The 20,756-nt window shown below is 58.1% G+C and carries 10 protein-coding genes; all 10 read left to right on the forward strand.

The features are described from left to right. Nucleotides 1-48: 48 nt before the first annotated feature. A complete protein-coding gene (locus VIL80_RS01800) occupies nt 49-1,041 on the forward strand; it encodes a TRAP transporter substrate-binding protein (protein ID WP_414684509.1) in 993 nt (330 codons plus the stop codon). 85 nt (nt 1,042-1,126) lie between these two features. Further along, nucleotides 1,127-1,717 carry a TRAP transporter small permease gene (locus tag VIL80_RS01805; RefSeq protein WP_332034450.1) on the forward strand — a complete coding sequence of 197 codons (591 nt, stop codon included), beginning with the start codon at nt 1,127-1,129 and terminating at the stop codon, nt 1,715-1,717. Between the two features lie 15 nt (nt 1,718-1,732). After that, a complete protein-coding gene (locus VIL80_RS01810) occupies nt 1,733-3,034 on the forward strand; it encodes a TRAP transporter large permease (RefSeq protein WP_318955495.1) in 1,302 nt (433 codons plus the stop codon). A 638-nt stretch (nt 3,035-3,672) separates the two neighbouring features. After that, nucleotides 3,673-7,395: a pectate lyase family protein gene (locus VIL80_RS01815; protein WP_414684510.1), complete on the forward strand. Its 3,723-nt coding sequence runs from the start codon at nt 3,673-3,675 to the stop codon at nt 7,393-7,395. Between the two features lie 409 nt (nt 7,396-7,804). Continuing rightward, a complete protein-coding gene (locus tag VIL80_RS01820) occupies nt 7,805-10,093 on the forward strand; it encodes a pectate lyase family protein (protein ID WP_332034451.1) in 2,289 nt (762 codons plus the stop codon). A 287-nt stretch (nt 10,094-10,380) separates the two neighbouring features. Then, nucleotides 10,381-13,593, forward strand: coding sequence for a pectinesterase family protein (locus VIL80_RS01825; RefSeq protein ID WP_332034452.1), 3,213 nt, complete (start codon nt 10,381-10,383; stop codon nt 13,591-13,593). 57 nt (nt 13,594-13,650) lie between these two features. Next, on the forward strand, nt 13,651-15,447 hold the full coding sequence (locus VIL80_RS01830; RefSeq protein ID WP_332034453.1) for a pectate lyase family protein: 1,797 nt from the start codon (nt 13,651-13,653) through the stop codon (nt 15,445-15,447). Nucleotides 15,448-15,539: 92 nt separating this feature from the next. After that, nucleotides 15,540-15,707 (forward strand): hypothetical protein, encoded by a 168-nt coding sequence (locus VIL80_RS01835; RefSeq protein WP_332034454.1) that lies wholly within the window; start codon nt 15,540-15,542, stop codon nt 15,705-15,707. 342 nt (nt 15,708-16,049) lie between these two features. Beyond that, the gene (locus VIL80_RS01840) at nt 16,050-18,578 is read left to right on the forward strand and encodes a fibronectin type III domain-containing protein (RefSeq protein ID WP_332034455.1); all 2,529 of its coding nucleotides are present in this window, start codon (nt 16,050-16,052) and stop codon (nt 18,576-18,578) included. A gap of 106 nt (nt 18,579-18,684) precedes the next feature. Beyond that, a partial coding sequence (locus tag VIL80_RS01845; RefSeq protein WP_332034456.1) for a TonB-dependent receptor occupies nt 18,685-20,756 on the forward strand: 2,072 nt, incomplete at its 3' end.

A 20,756-nucleotide genomic window follows, 5' to 3' on the forward strand; every position in this document is an offset into this window, starting at 1 on the left:
ACACCGGCAAACCTGTACCCGATAAGAAATAGATCGCAGGTCACGATGATGATAACCAGAAGATTCTTGCGGCAGCTCGGCGCTGCGGCACTGGCGGGCACCACCCTGCTGATGACTAGCTGCGGCTTCAAAGATGACCAGGTGGCGCTGAAACTGGCCCACACCCTGGACCAGCAGCACTCCGTGCACCGCGCCATGGTGTTCATGGACAAGCGCCTGCGTGAACTCTCCGGCGATACCATGCGTATCGATATCTACTCCGGCGGCCAGCTGGGCAGCGAGCGCGAACTGATCGAGCTGCTGCAGATCGGCAGCCTGGCCATGACCAAGGTCTCCGCCAGCCCCATGGAGGGTTTCGTGCCGGAGATGAAGGTCTTCAACCTTCCCTATGTATTCCGCGATTCCGACCATTTCTGGAAAGTGCTGCAGAGCCCCATCGGCAAAGACCTGCTGGTGGCCTGTGAGCGCGCGCGCCTGCGCGGCCTGGGTTACCTGGATGCAGGCAGCCGCAGCTTTTATATGAACGATGTGGCGGTGCAGACACCGGCCGATCTCAACGGCCAGAAGATCCGTGTGCAGAACAGCCAGACCGCGATCAAGATGGTGAACACCCTGGGCGGCGCCGCCACCCCGGTGAGCTGGGGCGAGCTCTACACCGCGCTGCAGCAGGGCGTGGTCAATGGGGCCGAGAACAACCCGCCGAGCTTTTACCTCTCCAAGCACTACGAAGTTTCCAAGTTCTACACCCTGGACGAGCACACCTATGTGCCGGACCTGCTGCTGATCAGCACCACAGTGTGGAGCAAGCTCGAACCGCAACAGCAGGAATGGCTGAGCCAGGCGGTGGATGAGGCGGTGGCCTACCAGCGCCAGCTGTGGCAGGAATCCACCGAGGAATCCCTGGCCGCGGTGAAGGCCGCCGGTGTTGAGGTGATCTACCCGGACAAGCAGCCCTTTATCGATGCGGTGAAACCGCTGCATGACAGCTACAAGGGCACAGAGGTCGGCGACCTGCTGGAGCAGATCAAGGCGATCAACTGAAGCCCGTACCCTGCAGAACAAACCGGCTTACCGATCTGGCTGAAAAACTAAGCCCACTGACAACGATAAAAAGTGGATGGCGAAGATGATGCAAAAAATTGAAAAGGCGCTGGCCTTTGCGCTCGGCGCGCTGCTGGCGCTGATGGTGGTGGACGTCACCTGGCAGATCCTCACCCGTTTCCTGCCCATGCAGCCGAGTTCCTATACCGAAGAACTGGCGCGCTACCTGCTGGTGTGGATCGGCATCCTCGGCGGTGCCTACGCGTTCCGCAAAAAATCCCACCTGGGCATCGACCTGCTCACCAATGCACTGCACGGCACGGCGCGCAAAACCGTGCAGATTTTCGTGGTGCTGGTGTGCTTTGGCTTCGCCGCATCCGCCATGGTCTACGGCGGCTCAAAATTGATGCTGCTCACCTTCGAACTGGAGCAGTATTCCGCGGCCCTGAATATTCCCATGGGCTATGTCTACAGCGTGCTGCCGCTTTCCGGCCTGCTGATTTGCCTGTTCTCCATCGACCAGCTGGTTGAGCTCATCACCGCGAAGCAGGAACTGCCCGCCGAATTCGATTCCAGTGTGCACCCCTTCGCCGAGGAGGCGGAGGAGATCCAGGCACAGGTGGCGCGGGAGCAACAAGAAAAACAAAAGCAGCCTTCCGCTGCTGCAGAAGCGTAAGCGAGGAGAGCCACCGTGGAAGTCGCCGTTATCGTACTGCTGGTCAGTTTCCTGATCCTGCTCGCCCTGAACGTACCCATTTCCATCAGTATTGGTGCGGCCACCGTGCTCACCATGCTGTGCACCATCGATTTTGATCCGGCCATGATCACCATGGCCCAGCGTATGGCCAGCGGTATCGATAGCTTCGCGCTGCTTGCGATTCCGTTCTTTATTTTCTCCGGCATGCTGATGGGCAGCGGCGGCATTGCCCGGCGCATCATCGACTTCGCGCGGGTGCTGGTGGGCATGCTGCCCGGTGGCCTGGCATTCGTGAACATCATCAGCTGCACCCTGTTCGGTTCCATCTCCGGTTCCGCAGTGGCGGCTACCTCGGCCATCGGCGGTTTCATGATTCCGTCCATGACCAAAGAGGGTTACGACAAGAACTTCAATACTGCGGTGACCGTGGCTTCCTCCACCACCGGCCTGCTGATTCCACCGAGCAACATCCTGATCGTGTTCTCGCTGGCGTCCGGTGGTGTGTCCATCGCCGCACTGTTTATCGCCGGTTACCTGCCGGGTCTGCTGCTGGCACTTGGCCTGATGATCGTGTGCGGTATCTGGGCCAAGGCCAAGGGTTATCCGGTGGGTGAAAAGCCGACCCTGAAGTTTGCCCTGCAGAAAACCCTGGATGCAGTACCGAGCCTGTTCCTAATCTTTATCGTGATCGGCGGCATCATCAGCGGCTTCTTCACCGCCACCGAGGCCAGTGCGGTTGCGGTGCTCTACTCGCTGCTGTTGTCCTGTGTGGTGTACAAGGAAGTGAAGTGGGGCGAGCTGCCGGCGCTGCTCACCAAGTCCGTTGAGACCACTGCGATCGTGATGTTCCTGATCGCCGCGTCCTCCGCCATGTCCTGGATCATGTCCTACCAGAACATTCCGCAGACCATCAGCCAGGCGCTGATCACCATCAGCGACAATCCGCTGCTGATTCTGCTGACCATCAACCTGATTCTGCTGGCTGTGGGTGCATTCATGGACATGACCCCGGCGGTGCTGATCTTTACCCCAATCTTTCTGCCGGTAGTCACCGAGCTGGGAATGTCGCCGCTGCAGTTCGGTATCGTGATGATCCTGAACCTGTGTATCGGCCTGTGTACACCGCCGGTGGGCAGTGTGCTGTTCGTGGGGGCGAGTATTTCCAAAACATCAATCACCGCGTTGATTCGCCCGCTGATGCCCATGTACCTCATGATGTTTGTGGTACTGGCACTGGTCACCCTGGTGCCGGGTATCAGCGAGTTTCTGCCGCGTGCGCTGGGATTGATCGAGTAACCCCGAGTTGTGAAACCCGGGGTTGCGAGAGGTGATATGCACCTCGATTTAACGCGGCTGTAGTTCAATCTGTTTCATTGATTTCCTCGCATCATCATCAGGATGGTATTGCCGGGCTTTTCCAGCCCGGCTTTTTTTTGCCTGAAATTTTGCCCGCGTACCGAGTACCGGAGCGCGATGCGCCGGCACGGGTGGAAGCTGTGGGGGCTTTGATCTGGGTAGTTGCACCGGGCCTGGTCATATAACTTTGGCAAGTCCAATTACTATTTTGGCGACTTTTCAGGACGTCTTGCGTTGCATCGCGCGCCATTTGTCCGCAAAGTTTCCCTCTTTTGGTGCGACCAGTCACACTTTATACATTTGTGCCTGTCCGCTACGTTTACACCTTCAGTCATGTTGCCTAACCTCTCCCTGTTCTTTGGTATTGCCAATTAATCAAGCGGTATAACAATAACGGCAAGCCGAACACACGGGATGGTGCCGCGGTACCCGCCTCCCACAGCGATGATGATTGGTTCTGCTATCCCCTCAAGTTGTATTCCGGGCATTAGCTTTCGGGTCACTCCACCGTGGAGTGCGCACCCGTGGCCGGTCGTCTGAAAAATATCTTCTCGATAAAAAAATAAACGGAAGGTCACATGCAATTTGAGCTGAAAAAAACAGCCGTGCTCGGTGCACTGCTGGGTAGCTTTATGGCTGCCGGAGCAGTGGCGCAGCCAGTGGGCTACGCGACACTGAACGGCGGCACCACCGGTGGCGCCGGCGGCGAGGTGGTCTACGCCACCACCGGTACCGAAATCCATGCGGCGCTGTGCAATCGCGCCTCCAGTGATACCCCGATCATCATCCAGGTCGAGGGCACCATCAATCACGGCAATACCAGCAAGGTTTCCGGCGACAGCTGTAACACCGCCGACGGCGTCATCGAAATCAAGGATGTGAGCAACGTCTCCATCATCGGCGTTGGCAACGGTGCGCTGTTCGACGAACTCGGTATCCACCTGCGCAATTCCTCCAACATCATTCTGCAAAACCTGCACGTGCGGAATGTGAAGAAATCCGGTTCCCCGACTTCCAACGGCGGTGACGCCATCGGTATGGAAACCAATGTGTACAACGTGTGGGCGGATCACCTCACCCTGGAGGCCCAGGGGGGGGAGAGTGACGGTTACGATGCGCTGTTCGACATGAAGGCCACCACCAAGTACGTGACCCTGTCCTACAGCATCCTGCGCAACTCCGGTCGCGGCGGACTCGTAGGTTCCAGCGACAGCGACGACAACAACGGCCCGGTGACTTTCCACCACAACCTGTACCAGAACATCGATTCGCGTACGCCGCTGTTGCGCCACGCCACCGCGCACGCGTTCAACAACCACTACCTGAGCCTGAACAAATCCGGCATGAATCCGCGTATCGGCGGCATCATGAAAGCGGAAAACAATTATTTCGAGGACTCCCAGGACCCGCTCGGTACCTTCTACACCGACGATATGGGTTACTGGGATGTGAGTGGCAATATCTTCTCCAATGTCACCTGGACCGAAGAGGCTACCGACAACCACCCGGCGGGACCGGATCCGGTATCCACCACCTCACTGAATATTCCCTACAGCTACACGTTGGATGACGCGGGCTGCGTACCGCAGATCGTGCTCGCCACTGCCGGCGCTAACACTGGCTTGCTGACTTCCGACGGCAACTGCCAGTCCTCCGGCAGCTCCTCCAGCAGCAGTTCGTCCAGCAGTTCCTCCGGTGGCAGTTCCAGTTCCTCCAGCAGCTCTTCCGGCGGAACCTCCAGCAGTTCCTCCAGTTCCTCTTCAAGCAGCTCCTCCGGCGGTACCGGCAGCTCGGGCGGCGGTGTGCCAACCGAGCTGGGTGCCAACCTGTCCATCGGCGCCGGCTCCGACGGTTCCAGCAAGGGCAGCGGCAGCTACGGCGACGTGCGTGATGGTGACCTGACGTCTGCTTGGCAGCCTTCATCTGCCAGCAATGAGCGTGTTTCCATCAAGTGGAGCAGTGCTACCAACTTCAACACCGTAATCATTCGCGAGAATGGCAATGCGGTGCAGAGCTGGCGCCTGGTAAACAACGACACCGGCGAAGAGCTAGCGTCCGGCACCGGTATCGGCAGTGAGATGCTGGTGTATCTGGGCGATGTATCCATGGCCAAGATCAATCTGGAAATCGACACTGCCAGCAGTGCGCCATACATCGCCGAGTTCGAGGTGTACAACGCGACGGGGGGGCTGAGTTCTTCCTCCTCTTCGTCATCGTCCTCCGGCGGTAGCAGCAGTTCCTCGTCCAGCAGCTCTGGCGGTGGCGGCACCGTGTCTACACTGGTGCTGCAGGAAGCGGAAGCCGGCTTCTGCGCCGTAGACGGTGCGCTGGAAACCGAGCACAGCGGCTACACCGGTTTTGGTTACGCCAATACCGAGAATGCTAACGGCACCGGTGTCGACTGGTCCGTGATGGTGCCCGCAGCGGGCGTCTACACGCTGGAATTCCGTTATGCGAACGGCTCCGGTGACCGTCCCGCCGATGTACTGGTGAATGGCGCTAGTGCGGCTTCCATTGCTATGGGCGAGAGTGGTGCCTGGACCAGTTACACCACTGCGTCTGTCGCTGTAGCCCTGAGTGCGGGTTACAACGAGATTCGCCTGCAGGCGACCAGTGGCAATGGCCTTGCGAATATCGACAGTCTCGCCGTGACTGGCGTTGAGCCTGTGGCGGGCGACTGTGCCGGTGGCAGCGACAGCGGTTCGTCTTCCTCAAGCAGTTCTTCCAGCAGCTCCAGCTCTTCCGGTGGTACCACCAGCTCCTCCTCCAGCAGCTCGTCTTCCGGTGGTAGCAGTTCTTCGTCCAGTAGTTCCTCCGGCGGCAGCAGCTCCTCGTCCTCTTCCGGTGGTACTTCCTCTGGCGGCGCCTTCCCATCCACGGAGGTGAGCAACGCCTGCTACATCCTGTCCACCGACCCCAACGTAAACTGGCGCGACTCCAGTGAGCTCACCAGCGATCAGGAAATTGTCGAGTGCCTGTTCCAGACCCTGGGGCGTGCGGTGGGTTACGGTGAAAGCGCCATGGGCGGTTACGATCCCGCGGGCAACAGCCAGCTGACCGTGATCACCAAAAACGATGCGCAGGGCCGCAGCGTCGAGCAGCAGATCCTGGATGCGGTCACCGGTGATGAACCGAACTGGATCGTGTTCGACAAGTTCGAGTTTGCCGATGAAACCGAAGTGGCGATGTACCGCAATTTCTGTGGCGATGCCTCGGTGCAGGCAGCGATCGGCGGCAGCGAAGCCCAGTGTATCGATTACCACCAGTGGTGCGCGGACAATGGCTACAGCGATAACGAATCCTGCATGGCGGAATTCTTTAATACCCGCCTGAACGATCAGGACCTGCCAATCCGCAACACCAAAATCGGTTCGCACAAGACGCTTGATGGTCGCCAGAGCAATGCGTATTTCCGCTTCAACGGTTTTGCCATTGGCGCCGACAGCAGCGGCACGCCGACCATGACCTCCGAGCATGTGATCCTGACCCATCTGGATTTCCGCGGTGCTGGCCATACCGAGGATCACGGCCTTGATCCGGACATGATCCGCAATACCGGTGCATCCCATGAAATCTGGATTCACAAAAACTCCTTCGACACCACCGGTGACTCGGCGTTTGATGTGAAAGTAGGGGCGTACAACATCACCATGTCGTTTAACAAACTGGTGAATGTGAAGCGCGCGGCGCTGCACGGTTCCAGCGACAGCCGGACCATCAACGAGCAGATCCGCACCACCATGCACCACAATGCGTTTGTCACCACCGACGATCACTACAGCTACCTGGGCAACACCCTGCGCCGGGTGCCACTGATCCGTCGCGGCACCACGCACATGTTCGACAACCTGTTCATGAACTATCGCAAAGACATCCTCAGTGTGCGTGTCGGCGCGAGTGTGCTGTGGGAAGACAACATGTTCCTGATGAACCGTATTCACCAGGAGAAGGACGATGTGGTGCAGGCGCTGACCGAGCGCGGTGAAGAGCTGGCCCGCGATGTGGACGGTGGCAACTTCCGCAGCGAGGGCAGCAAGGTGTGGTTCTCCGATGCGGCGTGTAACCTGGATCCGTCCCTGGTGTACGACATCGTCAGTGCCTCAGGCAGCGTTGCGGACCTCAAGCTGGATTACTCCCAGTACTCCCGCGATGTAATTACTGCGGAAGGCCGTCCGGCTGGCCAGGCACTGGCGGACTACGTCAGCGCCACCGCCGGTAAAAATGGTGAGATTCCGTTCAACTCACCGCTGGGTTACAGCCAGGCGTATGTAATTGGACTGGGCGAAGTGGCCTGCCAGTAAAACAAAAGACTAACCTGTCTTTATATAAAAAAGCCCGCGTACCTCACGATACGCGGGCTTTTTTTATTGGACTTTCAAAGAGGCCTGCGAGCGGAAGTGCCACAAGCTGCGTCGGTATTGGCGCCTGCCGCCCGTGAATAGGCTTTACATAAAAACGCTTTATGGCTAACCTCTTTTCCAGTTTTGGTATTGCCAATTAAGGCTTTTGCAAAGGCCGGATAAAACAATAATGGCAAACCAATCTTGAAGCTGCCTGTCCCTTGGCGGCGATTAGCGATGATGATTAGTCCCTCTGTAGTTCCCGTTAGCCCCGAATAGTCGGTGCGTAAAAGGGCGTTGTTTGCGGGTGTGGTGCCTGTGACTGGTCGTCTGATTTCGACTTCTAATAAACATAAATACGGAAGGTCACATGGAATTCAGACTGAAGAGAACAGCAATGCTGGGTGCGTTGCTGGGCAGCCTCGCGGCCGCGGATATCTCCGCGCAGGCCACGGGCTTTGCCACCCAGAACGGCGGAACTACCGGCGGTGCCGGCGGCAGCGTGGTCTATGCCACCACCGGTACCCAGATTCACCAGGCGCTGTGCAACCGCGCCTCCAGCGATACCCCGATCATTATTCACGTCGAGGGCACCATCAATCACGGCAATACCAGCAAGGTATCCGGTGACAGCTGCAATACCGCCGACGGCGTGATTGAAATCAAGGAAGTGAGCAATGTGTCGCTGATCGGTGTCGGCAACGGCGCTCTATTTGATGAGCTGGGGATTCACTTGCGCAGCTCCTCGAACATCATTCTGCAGAACCTGCATGTGCGGAATGTAAAAAAATCCGGTTCCCCCATTTCCAACGGCGGCGATGCGGTCGGTATGGAATCCGATGTGTATAACGTGTGGGCGGATCACCTGACCCTGGAAGCTTCCGGAGGTGAGAGCGAAGGTTTCGATGCGCTGTTCGACATGAAGGCGAACACCAAATACGTCACCCTTTCTTACAGTATCTTGCGCAACTCGGGCCGCGGTGGTCTGGTCGGCTCCAGTGACAGCGACCTGAACAACGGGCCGGTAACATTCCACAACAACCTCTACCAGAACATCGATTCACGTACTCCGCTGCTGCGCGGCGCCACCGCGCACGCGTACAACAATCACTACCTGAGTCTCAATGAGTCCGGAATGAACCCGCGCATCGGCGGCAAGATGCGTGCGGAAAATAATTATTTCGAGGATTCGAAAGACCCGCTCGGTACCTTCTACACCAATGATATGGGTTCATGGCAGGTAAGCGGTAACGTCTGGTCAAATGTGCAGTGGACGGCAGAGGCGGACAAGAATCACCCGGCCGGTCCCAACCCGGTCTCCACCACCTCCATCAGCATTCCCTACAGTTACTCCCTGTGTGATGCCAACCTGGTGCCGCAAATCGTTGCCTCCACTGCGGGCGCCAACAAGGGCCTGGAACGCGCGGCAAACTGTACGGTCAGCTCCTCTTCCGGTGGCGGCTCCAGTTCGAGCTCAAGTTCATCCGGTGGCAGCTCCTCGTCCAGCAGTTCTTCCTCCAGCAGTTCCGGTGGCACTTCATCCGGCGGTTCCGGCGGTGGCACACTGGGCCAGAACCTGGCGCTTGCCGCCGGTGTGGACGGCAGCAGCAAAGCCAGCGGCTCAAGCTACGGCAATGCCATCGATGGCGATACCTCAAGCTACTGGCAGCCGGGCTCCAGCAGCGGCGAGCGCATCTCGGTGAAAAACCTCACGGCCAGTTTCAATACCGTAGTGATCCGCGAGATCGGCGATCGGGTGCAATCGTGGCGCCTGGTGAATAACGATACCGGTGCGGTACTCGCTTCCGGTTCCACCATCGGTTCCGCACTGCAGGTTTATCTCGGCGATGTGAGCATGAGCAAGATCAACCTGATGATCGACTCTGCCAGCAGCGCGCCGCAGATCGCAGAGTTTGAGCTCTACAGTGCAACCGCCAGCAGTTCTTCCTCCGGCGGCTCATCCGGCGGCAGTGCCAGTGTCACCCTGAGCGTGTCGGTCTCCGGTAGCAACGCAATCCTGAACTGGAACGTAAGCAATATCGATGTGCGCAACCAGGAGGTTTACCGCGATACCGACCCCGATCCCAGTGGGCGCCTGCGCATTGCGTCCGGTGTCACCGGCACCAGCTATACCGACAGCGGGCTCGCCGACGGCATCTACTACTACTGGATCAAGGTCACCGACCAGAACCTCGCCACCTACAACTCCAATGGTGACGATGCGCAAATCGGTTCCGCCACTTCCACCATCACGCTGCAGGAAAGCACCACCGGATTTTGCGGTGTGGATGGTGCGATCGAAACCGAGCACAGCGGTTATACCGGTGCGGGTTACGCCAATACCGACAACGCCTCAGGTATGGGCGTGGACTGGTCCGTGGTTGTGCCGAGTGCCGGCAACTACAGCCTGACATGGCGCTACGCCAATGGCGGCAGTGAACGTCCCGCAGCAGTGCTGGTAAATGGTGGCAGCCAGGCTTCCCTCAGTATGGGCGGCAGCGGTGCCTGGACCAGTTACAGCGATAGCGGTGCCGTTACCGTGTGGCTGAATGCCGGCACCAACTCCCTTCGCCTGCAGGCTACCGGCAGCGGCGGTCTTGCGAATATCGACAGCATGTCGATCACCGGTTCCGCACCTGCTGCCGCAAGTTGCCAGTAGTTAGCGCGGGCTAAAAAACCACAGAAAAAACATGGCTCATCTCGCCGATGGCGAATGGGCCACGTCAATCAAAACAAAAGCCGTCATTTCCACCGGCACGAAACCAAGCGGGTTAGCTCAGAAATTTGACAGGACTTTGTCGGGCGGAAAATCCCGACATTTTCTGTCGCCATGATCATTTGTCTTGCCGTAAATCAATTGGGGAAAGTTGTGGTGCGGTAGGGCGGTGAAGGCAGCACCGGCGCAGGCCGGGTAACAACAATAAAATTGAAAATTAGGAGTGTTCGATGAGAGTACACGGCGCATTGATGGCCGCATTGCTCGGCAGCCTACTGGCTGGCTGTAGCGACGACGGTAGTAAAAAAGAACTGGTGGAACTAAATCCAATAGTAACGCCGGAGCCTGAACCCCAGCCCGAACCTGAGCCCGAACCTGAGCCGGAACCTGAGCCGGAACCCGTCACCTTTACTTGTCCGGAAACCGGTCTGTATTTTTGTGATGACTTTGAAGACGGTGAATTTGCCAGTAACTGGGATTCGCTGATCGACGGCTACGGGCTTGCCGATCCCGGTGTATTCGATATTCTCGACGAGGGCGAGCGCAAGTCGCTGCGCTTTACCGCTGGCACTCGCGGAGAAAATCTGCGCGAAGGTGAATTGATTCTGGTGAAAGAGGGCGTGTTTGGCAGTGTGCCCGCGGACTACTTTGTCGAATACCGTATCCGCCCGCGTAACAACGGCAATACCGGCAACAAGTACCTGTACAGCATCGGCCGCTACCAGGGGCCACTGCAGTGGTATTTCGGCGGCCTGAATATGCAGGGCAGCCCGGAGTCCACTCAGGTGGAAGCGGGCTATGCCAGCACCGACGACAACGGCGCGAGCGGTTCTATCAGCCGCGCTGTGCAGGCGAAAAAGCCGCTGCTGCTGGGTGAGCAGGGAGGCACAGATGGTAGCTGGTACACCGTGCGCTACGACATGGTGGGCAACAGTGTGACCGTGTATCTCGACGGCGAGGAACTCGGCACCTATAGCGACGAAGATAATAAATACTCAACCGCCGGGCGTATCGGCTTCTTCACCTACAACCGCTCCTTTGAGGTGGACTACGTGAAAGTGGGTGACCCCACCGTTAAACCGGTGCAGCTCACCATCGACTATGTGGAGCCTACCTGGACCGCCACCGCAGGTGATCCGGCGCTCGAGGTTAACGTCACCGCGATGCAGAGCGATGGTGTAACCGCGGATACTTTTGATGCGGTTTCCAGCGATACCAACGTAGTTTCCGTCGAGGTCACCGGCAACCTGGTGAAACTGTCACCACTGGCGCAGGGTACTGCGGAAGTGACCTTCATCAGTGGCTCCGACAGTAGCCTGCAGCGCAGTATCAGCGTGGAAGTGGCCAAAGCATTTGCCATGCCCACCGCCACCTACGGTGATATCAGTGCGCTGGTAACGCCACTGCCAGGTGCCACCGGTATCTATGAAGATACCCGCCTCAGCATCACCTTCGATAACACGCCGACCCTGAATGCTGCCGTCGGTTCTGTGCGGATTTTCCGTGCGGATAACAACACCGAGGTGGATGCCATCCGCGCCGGTGGTGAAACCGACACCCTCGGCTACAAAGGTCAGGCGCAGACCCGCACCCTGAATGTCACCCCATTTGCAATCAGTGGCAACACCCTCACCATTGCCCCGCACACCGATGTGCTGGAGCCCGGTGTCGAGTACTTTGTGGCGATCAGTTCCGACCTGGTGCAGGGCGCGAAGCTTAATGGCAGTGATTTTGTGGGTCTCGGAAAAGACGCCGGCTGGAGTTTTACCACCCGTGCTGCGCTGCCATCGGGAGCCAACGTCACCGTGGATGACGACGGTGCTGCGGACTTCCGCACGGTTCAAGGCGCACTGAACCATGTGATGGAAAATGTCGCCGCGGACGAAGCGGCAACCATTACCGTTGCCACGGGTGATTACCGGGAAATGCTGTATCTCACCGGAAAAAACAATCTCACCATCAAGGGTGCCGGCGCTGATCAGACCCGTATTTACTACGAGAACTACGAAGCGCTGAACGGCGGTAGCGAAGGCCGCAGCCTGTTCCTGGTGAAGGGCGGTGACATGCTCACCCTGGAAGATCTGAGTATCGAAAACACCCATGTGCGCACCGGTGCCGGTGACCAGGCGGAAACCCTGTACTTCAACAGCGAAGGCCGCCTGATCGTACGCGATGCCGCGTTCTATTCCGAGCAGGACACGCTGCTGCTGAAAGGCTACAACTGGTTCCACAATGCTTTGGTTGTCGGCAACGTGGATTTTATCTGGGGCTACAGCACGGCCACCGTGTTTGAGGGTTCGGAAATCCGCTCCATTGGCGATTCCAAAAGCACCGAGGCTACTAGCACAGGCGGTTACCTGTTGCAGGCGCGCACCCCAGATCCGGCCGCACCGGGCTTCGTGTTCCTGAATTCGAAACTCACCCAGGGCCCGGGTCCGAAAGGCGTCACCATCCAGCCCGGTACCACCTACCTGGCGCGCAGTGGTGGCAGCAGCACTTACTACGACAATGTCACCTTCATCAATACCGCCATGGACACCCATGTGGCGGCGGAAGGTTGGGCCTATGAAGGGATCAACAGCCAGCCTGCACCCAACCCCAAAACCGCAACTGCGGATGCTGGCTGGCGCGAATACGGCAGCACCGATCTCGCCGGCAGTCCGCTGGATCTGAGCGGCCGCTGCGGTACTTCCGGCAGCTGCTATCAGCTGAGTGAGGCGGAGGTAGCTAGCCGCTTCTGCTCGCGCGCGCAGATCTTCTCCGGCTGGAACAGTGGCGAAGGTTGGGACCCGTACCCGGAAGACACCAGTGACGACCACTGTGTCGTTGCAGCCGGTTCCGGCGAAACCTGGAGCGGCAGCGGCCAGCTGGTGGGCGACAGCAGTCAGTCCTCTGCCACCGTCGCCACCGGCAGCATCGGTGCGCAGTCCGACAACAGCGTCACCTTCACTGCCAGCGACGGTAAGTTTGAAACCATGGCGCAGTCTTTCTACCTTGTTTCACAGCAGGTGGAGGGTGACTTTGTGCTGACAGCGAAACTGAAAAGCGCGGGCGGTAACTACGCGGCCAACCAGTTTCCGGTGGGCCTGATGATGTGTGAGTGCGATACCACCGCCGGCACCACATCCCCGTTGGTGCATGTGGGCATACACATGTCAGGCGCCGAGTGGGTGACCCAGTACGGCCACATTCTTGCGGCCGGCGGCGGCTGGGGTAAGGCCAGCGGCGCTGCGGTGGTGCCCGGTGACAGCCTGTATTTCAAACTGCAGCGAGTCGGGCAGGCTTACTACGTGTACGTCTCCATCGATGGCGGTGTGACCTTCACCCAGCTGGGCGCGAATACGTTTACCGGTTTACCGGCTTCCGTGAAGGTGGGCCTGTTTGCGGCGCCGTACAACGACGACCAGTCCTTCACTTTCGAAGATATTCAACTGTCCCAGTAAACCCCAAAAGCCCCCGCGCAGAATTGCGCGGGGTTTTTACTTTCAGGATTACGCGTTATGCAGACCTCATTGCAAACACTACTGGCGCTGGTACTCTGCGCCGGCTTAACCGCCTGTGGCGGTGGTGGCAGCGACGGCGGCAGCAGCTCCAGTAGCTCGTCCAGCAGCAGTTCTTCAAGTAGTTCCAGCAGTAGTTCCTCCAGCAGTTCGAGCAGCTCTTCCTCAAGCTCATCCAGCGGTGGCTCTTCCAGTTCGTCCAGTTCCTCGAGCTCGTCCGGCAGTTCCAGTTCCTCCGGCAGTGGCAGTGCCGATGGCGGCTTTGCTGGTTACAGTTACAATCTCACCGGCGGTGCCGGCGGGCTGGTTTACACCGTCAATAATGGTGCCGACCTGCAGGCGAAACTGGACGAGGCCAAGGACGCTAGTCAGCCGATCACGATTTATATCGACGGCACCATTACCGATTTCAATACCGGCACCGGAACCGATATCCAGGTGCGCGATATGGATAATGTGTCGCTGATCGGTGTGGGTGAAAACGGCGAGTTCGACGGTATCGGCCTGTATATCCGCCGCGCCAACAACATCATCGTGCAGAACCTGAAGTTCCACGAAGCCTGGCCCGGCCAGGAAAAGGACAATATCAGTATCGAAGGGGACGACGACGGCTCCACCACTAGCCACATCTGGATCGACCACTGTGAGCTGTACAACTCCATGTCTGTGGGCAAGGACTATTACGATGGCCTGGTGGATTCCAAAAGCGGTGCGCGCTATATCACCCTGTCGTACAACTACCTGCACGACGCGTGGAAAACTTCCCTCCACGGGCATACCGAAAGCGACACCAATCCGGATACCGATCGCTTGGTGACCTTCCACCACAACCGTTTCGAAAATCTGGAATCCCGCGTGCCGCTGTACCGCCACGGCAAGGGCCACGTGTACAACAACTACTACAACAATATCCAATCCACGGCGATCAACTCCCGCGCCGGTGCGGAAATGCTGATCGAGCACAACGTGTTCGAGAATACCCAGAATCCCATCGTGTCCTTTTACTCGGACGTGATCGGTTACTGGAACCTGAAAGGCAACGTGTTCGGCACCGGGGTCACCTGGACCGCCGGCAGCGGCACCGATATCACCGCGCAAAACGGTGAATCCACCTCCAGCTACACCGTGCCCTACGGCTATACCCTCGACGCGACCGATGGTCTCAAAGAGCACGTCATTGCCAATGCGGGCGTCGGCAAGATCGACCAGTCGGGGCTTGAAATTCCCGAGCCGGTGACACCGGAAGGTGAAGTGCCGGTGGAAGAGGAGCCGCTGATTGAAGACGTGGCGCTGCCCTATGCGGAAAACTTTGCCACCGATACCGCGGACTTCTTCAGCAACAACTACCGCGATCTCAGTGGCGCGCCGGGCGACGGCACACCCATGTATTACCGGGTGACTGGCACCGTGGAGCTGCAGAGCGGGGCGCTCAGTCTGACCGGCGCCCGTGTGTCCATTGGCAACAGTACACCGAGTGTGAGCACCACCAGTGGCGATACCAACACCGGCGTTTTCGATCTGAGCGCGCCCTGGCAGATTAGCTTCAAGGTGGTGAGTGTGGGCGGGGATACCAGCAAGTATTTCCAGCTGTATGTGGATAACAACACGTCGTCCAGCAGCAACTCCCTGTGGGGAACCAGCTCCAAGTTCCACCAGATCTATCTGAGCGAGCTGGTAGTGGGGCAGAGCTACACCGTGGCAGGTCTCACTGCCAGCGCTAACTCGTTCATCACTCTGAGAACGGAGAGCGGTGCCACTGTGGTGGTGGATGACCTGCTGATCGAAGCCACACCCTGAGATGCTGTTACAGTGTTTTTAAATTCGGGGGCGGGTAGCGCAAGGCTGCCCGCCACGACATAACAACAATGCGACACTTTCCTGAGCTGATAATGAATCGAATAAAACCGCTTGAAGAAAAAGGTTGGGTGATCGGTCTGGCCTTTCTGCTGGTGCTGGCGGCCACGGACACCCGCGCTGCTGTCGTCGACGAGCAACAAAGTCACGGTCACATTTCATTCCACGCAGCGGTATCGGCTGTTGGTCTGGCCGCTTTCTAGGCATTCCCACACCGCTGCGGCGGCGTTTTCCCTGCGATACCCATCACGATTTCTGTAGTTTAATTACAGAAAAACCCTGTTTTTGCCCATTATTTGTGCATGTTTGGCGCCTAATACACCTTAGTCGGGCCGGTGATAACCACCGTTATTACCAGTCGGCACAAATGGTTGAATATGCCTAACCAATCTGCTTTCATTGCCAAACCAATAAGTATCATGGCTGGGCCTGGGTGGTAACCGCGCGCTAAATAATTCAAACAGCGCCACCATCAGGAAGCTCTCCGGGCGGCAAGACCCGGGCTCATAAAAATAACGACGGAAAATGAGAGAGAAGGGGTGAGTATGAAACCTTTACCTTGGGCGAAATCCGCACTTGCGCTGTGTATTATGGGGACCCTGACCGCCTGCGGCGGCGGTGGCAGCAGTTCCGCGGGAGAGGGCGATATCGCCGACCTGCCTGAGCCACCACCCGTGGTAGTGGTACCGCCGGAAGAGAGCGGTATCATCAATACCGCGCTGCCGATCCTGGAAAACTTTGGTGAGTACACCAATTTTGACCAGAGCGATGTCATCGACTTCTTCAGCCCTGAGTACAAAGCGCTGGCTACCGTGGGTAGCAGCGAGTACATCGACGAGCGCCCCTCTTTCTACTACCCGACCTGCTGTTTCTTCGATCAGGACGATCCCAATAACGAGATCACCGTCGATAGCGCTACCCGCCTGGGTATCGTCAGCGACAACGGCGATCCGTCCCTGCTGATCAGCAATGCGCGCTTCACTATCGGCCAGACCAAGTCCGATATGGCTGACGCCTCCAAGCTGGACCCGAAAAAAGATTCCACCCCCGGCACCGATGGCGGCAGTGGCTGGGGTGAGCTGGACCTGTCCGAGCCCTACCGGATTTCTTTCTGTGTGGCTTCTGCCAGCGGCTCCGGTTCCATGACCCAGATTTACGTGAACAACAACACCACCGGTGAGGCCAACTCCATTCACGGCGGTGGCGGTACCGGCTCACGTCTCTTCAACGTGGAAACCGGCAGCCTGATTCCCGGAAAACGCGTGGAAATCAATGTGCCCGGCGATATTACGCTGCAGCCCGGTGCTGACCCCGTCGATATCAAAACCCAGCTGGTGGGTACCGAAAAATCCTTCCTGCACCTGCGTGTTTCCGCGGGCGGTACTGCGATCATCGACGACCTGCTGATCGAGAAGCAGACCGAAAACGGTCAGGCCGCGCTGGGCGAATGTACCGTGTTCCAGCCTGCGGTTGCGCCGGAAGCGCCGGAAGCGCCGACCACCTTTGCCACTGACGCGCAGATGGCTGTGAGCTGGGCTTCCGTACTGGGTGCGGCAAGTTACGATCTGGCTTACAACACCAGCGACGATGTAGTGACGGCAACTGTTGTTAACGGCCTTACCGAGACCAGCACGACTGTGACCGAGCTGGAAAACGGCACCACCTACTATGTCTGGGTGCGCGGCGTGAACAACGTCGGTGCCGGTGACTGGAGTGCCTCGGCAATGGGTACCCCGGAAGCCCCGGTAGGTGACAACTGTACCCCGACCACCACGGTTAATCCCTCCGCGGTGAACGGAATCCTGTGGAATGTGTACGACGGTTGTACCCACCCGGGCGACCTCGGTGCAGTAGTAATCAATGGCAGTGAGCAAACCAACTTTACCTTCGCCGATGAAGAGAAGCCTTGGTTTACCGTCAGCGGCGAAGGCATCATGACCATGGATACCCTCGCCGGTGATGCCGACACCAAACCCGTAGGTGATTTGGACGGTATCGTCGCCGACGGTGCCTATCCGAAGCACTTCACTTGGGTTGCGCGTATCGACAATGCCTATGCGACTACCCAGAGCGGCGCGCGCGGTTTCGAAATTGAAACCCATATTGATGAGCGCCGCATCAAAGCCATTCTGCGCCCGGACTCCGGAAAAATTCAGCTGGAGAGATTCCTTGCGGGTGAGGTAACTGCAGAGATTTCCGACCTGAATTTCGCAGACGGTTACCACACCTATCAGATCAGCTTTACCGTCAATGATCCGGCATCCGTAGCGGACAACATCACCGCAGTTATCTACCGCGATGGCGTTGAGATCGGCAACCTTGCCGGTCCAGGTCGCTCGGGCGGCTCAGCTAGCCTGCTGCGTGTTGGTGAGGGCTCTGGCAGTGCCTTCCATGCGAACCTCGACTGGTTGGTGTGGAGTGACAATGCGGCCGCAGCCGTTGCCGCGGAACAGCTGAAGGGCGAGCTGCCGGGCGGTATCGGTGATCTGGGCTCCTACGCGGGTGCCGACGCATCAGCACTGTTTGCAGAAGACTTCAGTGGCACAGGCCTGGTCGAGGATTCCGAAACCACCGCCACCAACTTCTTCACTGCCGACTACAAGGCCCAGTCTGGCGATGCCAGCAAGCCGATGTACTTTGTGACCAGCGGCAGTACCCGTATCAGTGTGTCAGGCGGCGCTCTGGCGCTGCACAACGCGCGTTTCTCCATTGGCGATGCACTGCAGGGCACGGATACCGCGGACACCGATACCGCTGGCCGCGGTGATCTGGATCTGAGCAAGCCCTACACGATTTCGTTCGATGTGGTGCAAAACCCCAACACCTCGGTGGAAACCGGCAAGTGTCAGGTGTATGTGGATAACAATACCTCCAGCTCTGGTAGCTCCATGCACGGCAGCGGCTCCAAGATTTTCGAAAGTCTGGCCTCGCAGATGGCGGGCGGAGCACCTACCGGCACCGTTAGCATCTCTAGTGATGTGGGAACCGCGAATTCCTTCCTGCAGCTGCGCTGTGACAGCGGTACTGCAGACAAGGCAGTGGTGATCGACAACTTCAAAATCAGTTACCAGTAATAAGCCTTGATTAAGTCGCCGGCTGCAAACGTGGTACAGCCGGCGGCCACCATAATCATCGACGCGGCCCGAAAAGCGGCTGGATAAAAACGATGGGAGAGTCACAATGACTTATAAAAAACAGATTCTCGCTATGGCCATCGCCATGGCTGCTTCCACCAGCCTGATGGCACAGGAAGCGCAAGAACAGCAACAAGAAACTTCTTCCGATATGTCCATGGAAGAAGTTTCCGTTGAAGGTGTCCGCAACGCGGAACTGAACGCCCGTCAGGCGGAGCGTGACAAGAACATTTTCAGTTCCGTGATCACCCAGGATGACTCCGGTAACTTCGCCGACCAAAACGTGGCGGAATCCCTGCAGCGCCTGCCCGGTATTACCCTGCAGAGCTCCGAGGGTGAAGGTAAGTTCATCAACCTGCGTGGTCTCGGTCCGGGCTTCGTTTCCGTACAGATGAACGGTTCTGAAATGGCCAACAGCGGCGGCGGTCCGGCTGACGGCGAGAGCCGCGGCTTCTCCCTCGATGCACTGCCGGCTGACGTACTGTCTTCCATCGAGGTGTTGAAGTCTCTGACCCCGGACATGGACCTGAACTCCATCGGTGGTAGCGTCAACGTCACCACCGTTTCCGCGTTGGATCGCGGTGAGAACACCTTCAAGGTGCGCGCCCAGAGTGCCTACCAGGATCAGAGCGGTGAAATGTCGCCGAAGCTGACCCTGCAAGGGACCAACATTTTCGCCGACCAGAAAGTGGGTTTCAGCTACTCACTGTCTTACGAAAACCGCGTGAGTGAAGGTTACGAGTCTCGCGCCCACGACAGCACCCTGCCGCGTTACATCACCCTGGACGGCGCCGACAGCCCGATGCTGATTCCGTTCGAGCTGCAGAACCGCCAGGAAAATGCCGAACGTGAGCGTATCGCCGGTATCTTCGATCTGGAATATCGTCCCACCGACAACAGCAAGTACTACGCGCGCTACAGCAATACCGTATACACGGATAAAGACACGGCGCTGCGCGAATACTACCGCTGGGGCCAGGCGAGCGCCGACGAAGTGGTGTATCTGGACCCCGCCAACAATGTGTTCGGTGCCGGCGGCATCGACCTGCAGCAGCAGTTCTTCATGCAGGAATCCGAGAGTGACACCAAAGTGTATGCCCTCGGTGGTGAAAACCTGTTTGGCAACAACTGGACCCTGGACTACGAACTGACCCACTCCAGCGCCACCCAGGACTCCCCGGACAGCAGCCGTGTACAATTCCGTGTGCGCGACATCACTGCGCTCGGTCGCACCGGTGAGGATTTCCTCAATGGCCAGATCGTGCACCCGTCGCAGCTGGCGGATCTCGCCGGGCTCGACAGTGTGCCGGGTTCCGGTGGTTTCGGTCCCTCCGGCTACCAGTACGGTGAAAGCGTGCAGCCCTACATGCTGTACGACAACCTGTTTATGGAAGACAGCTTTCGCGAGGACACCCTAGACCAGGCCATGGCCAACCTGCGCAAGGATTTTGATATCGGCCCGGTCAACTACATCAAGACCGGTTTCAAAATCAAAAACCGCGAGCGCAACCGCGACAAGAACCGCGTAAGTATCGTGCCTAACGACAAGGCCGTTGCCGGTTGTGCTGGTGATCAGGCATGTTTGGTGGCCGCTGGTTCGCGCCTCGGCGATTTCGAAACCTTCATGCCGGACAACCCCCTGTTCGACCACGCCTTCATTACCGAGGACGAGGCCAAGCGCCTGATCGAGCAGACGCGCGTCATCGGCGATAACTACGACCCCGAACAGCGCGAGCTGGACAGCACCCGTAACGATTACGAGCTTTCCGAGGACACCGCCGCGGCCTACGTCATGGGTGAGTTCCAGGTGACCGATACCGGTACCCTGATCGCCGGTGTGCGCTACGAGAAAACCGATTTCAACTCCACCGGTTACCTCTCCATCCGCAACGATCGTGAGGAGAGTGCTGACCAGCTGGAATCCTTCGATATCGCGGTACCGCTGGACGATACCTCCAACTCCTACGACGGTTTCTTCCCAAGCCTGCACTACCGTGACGAGCTGCGTGAAGACCTGCTGTTCCGCGCGTCCCTGTGGACCTCTTTCTCCCGCCCATCCTTCGATGAAGCCCGTGCATACGCGCAGGTGGTCGATCGCGTGATTTTCTGTAACTACGA

This window comes from Microbulbifer sp. (genome assembly GCF_036563125.1).
Taxonomy (GTDB): Bacteria; Pseudomonadota; Gammaproteobacteria; order Pseudomonadales; family Cellvibrionaceae; genus Microbulbifer.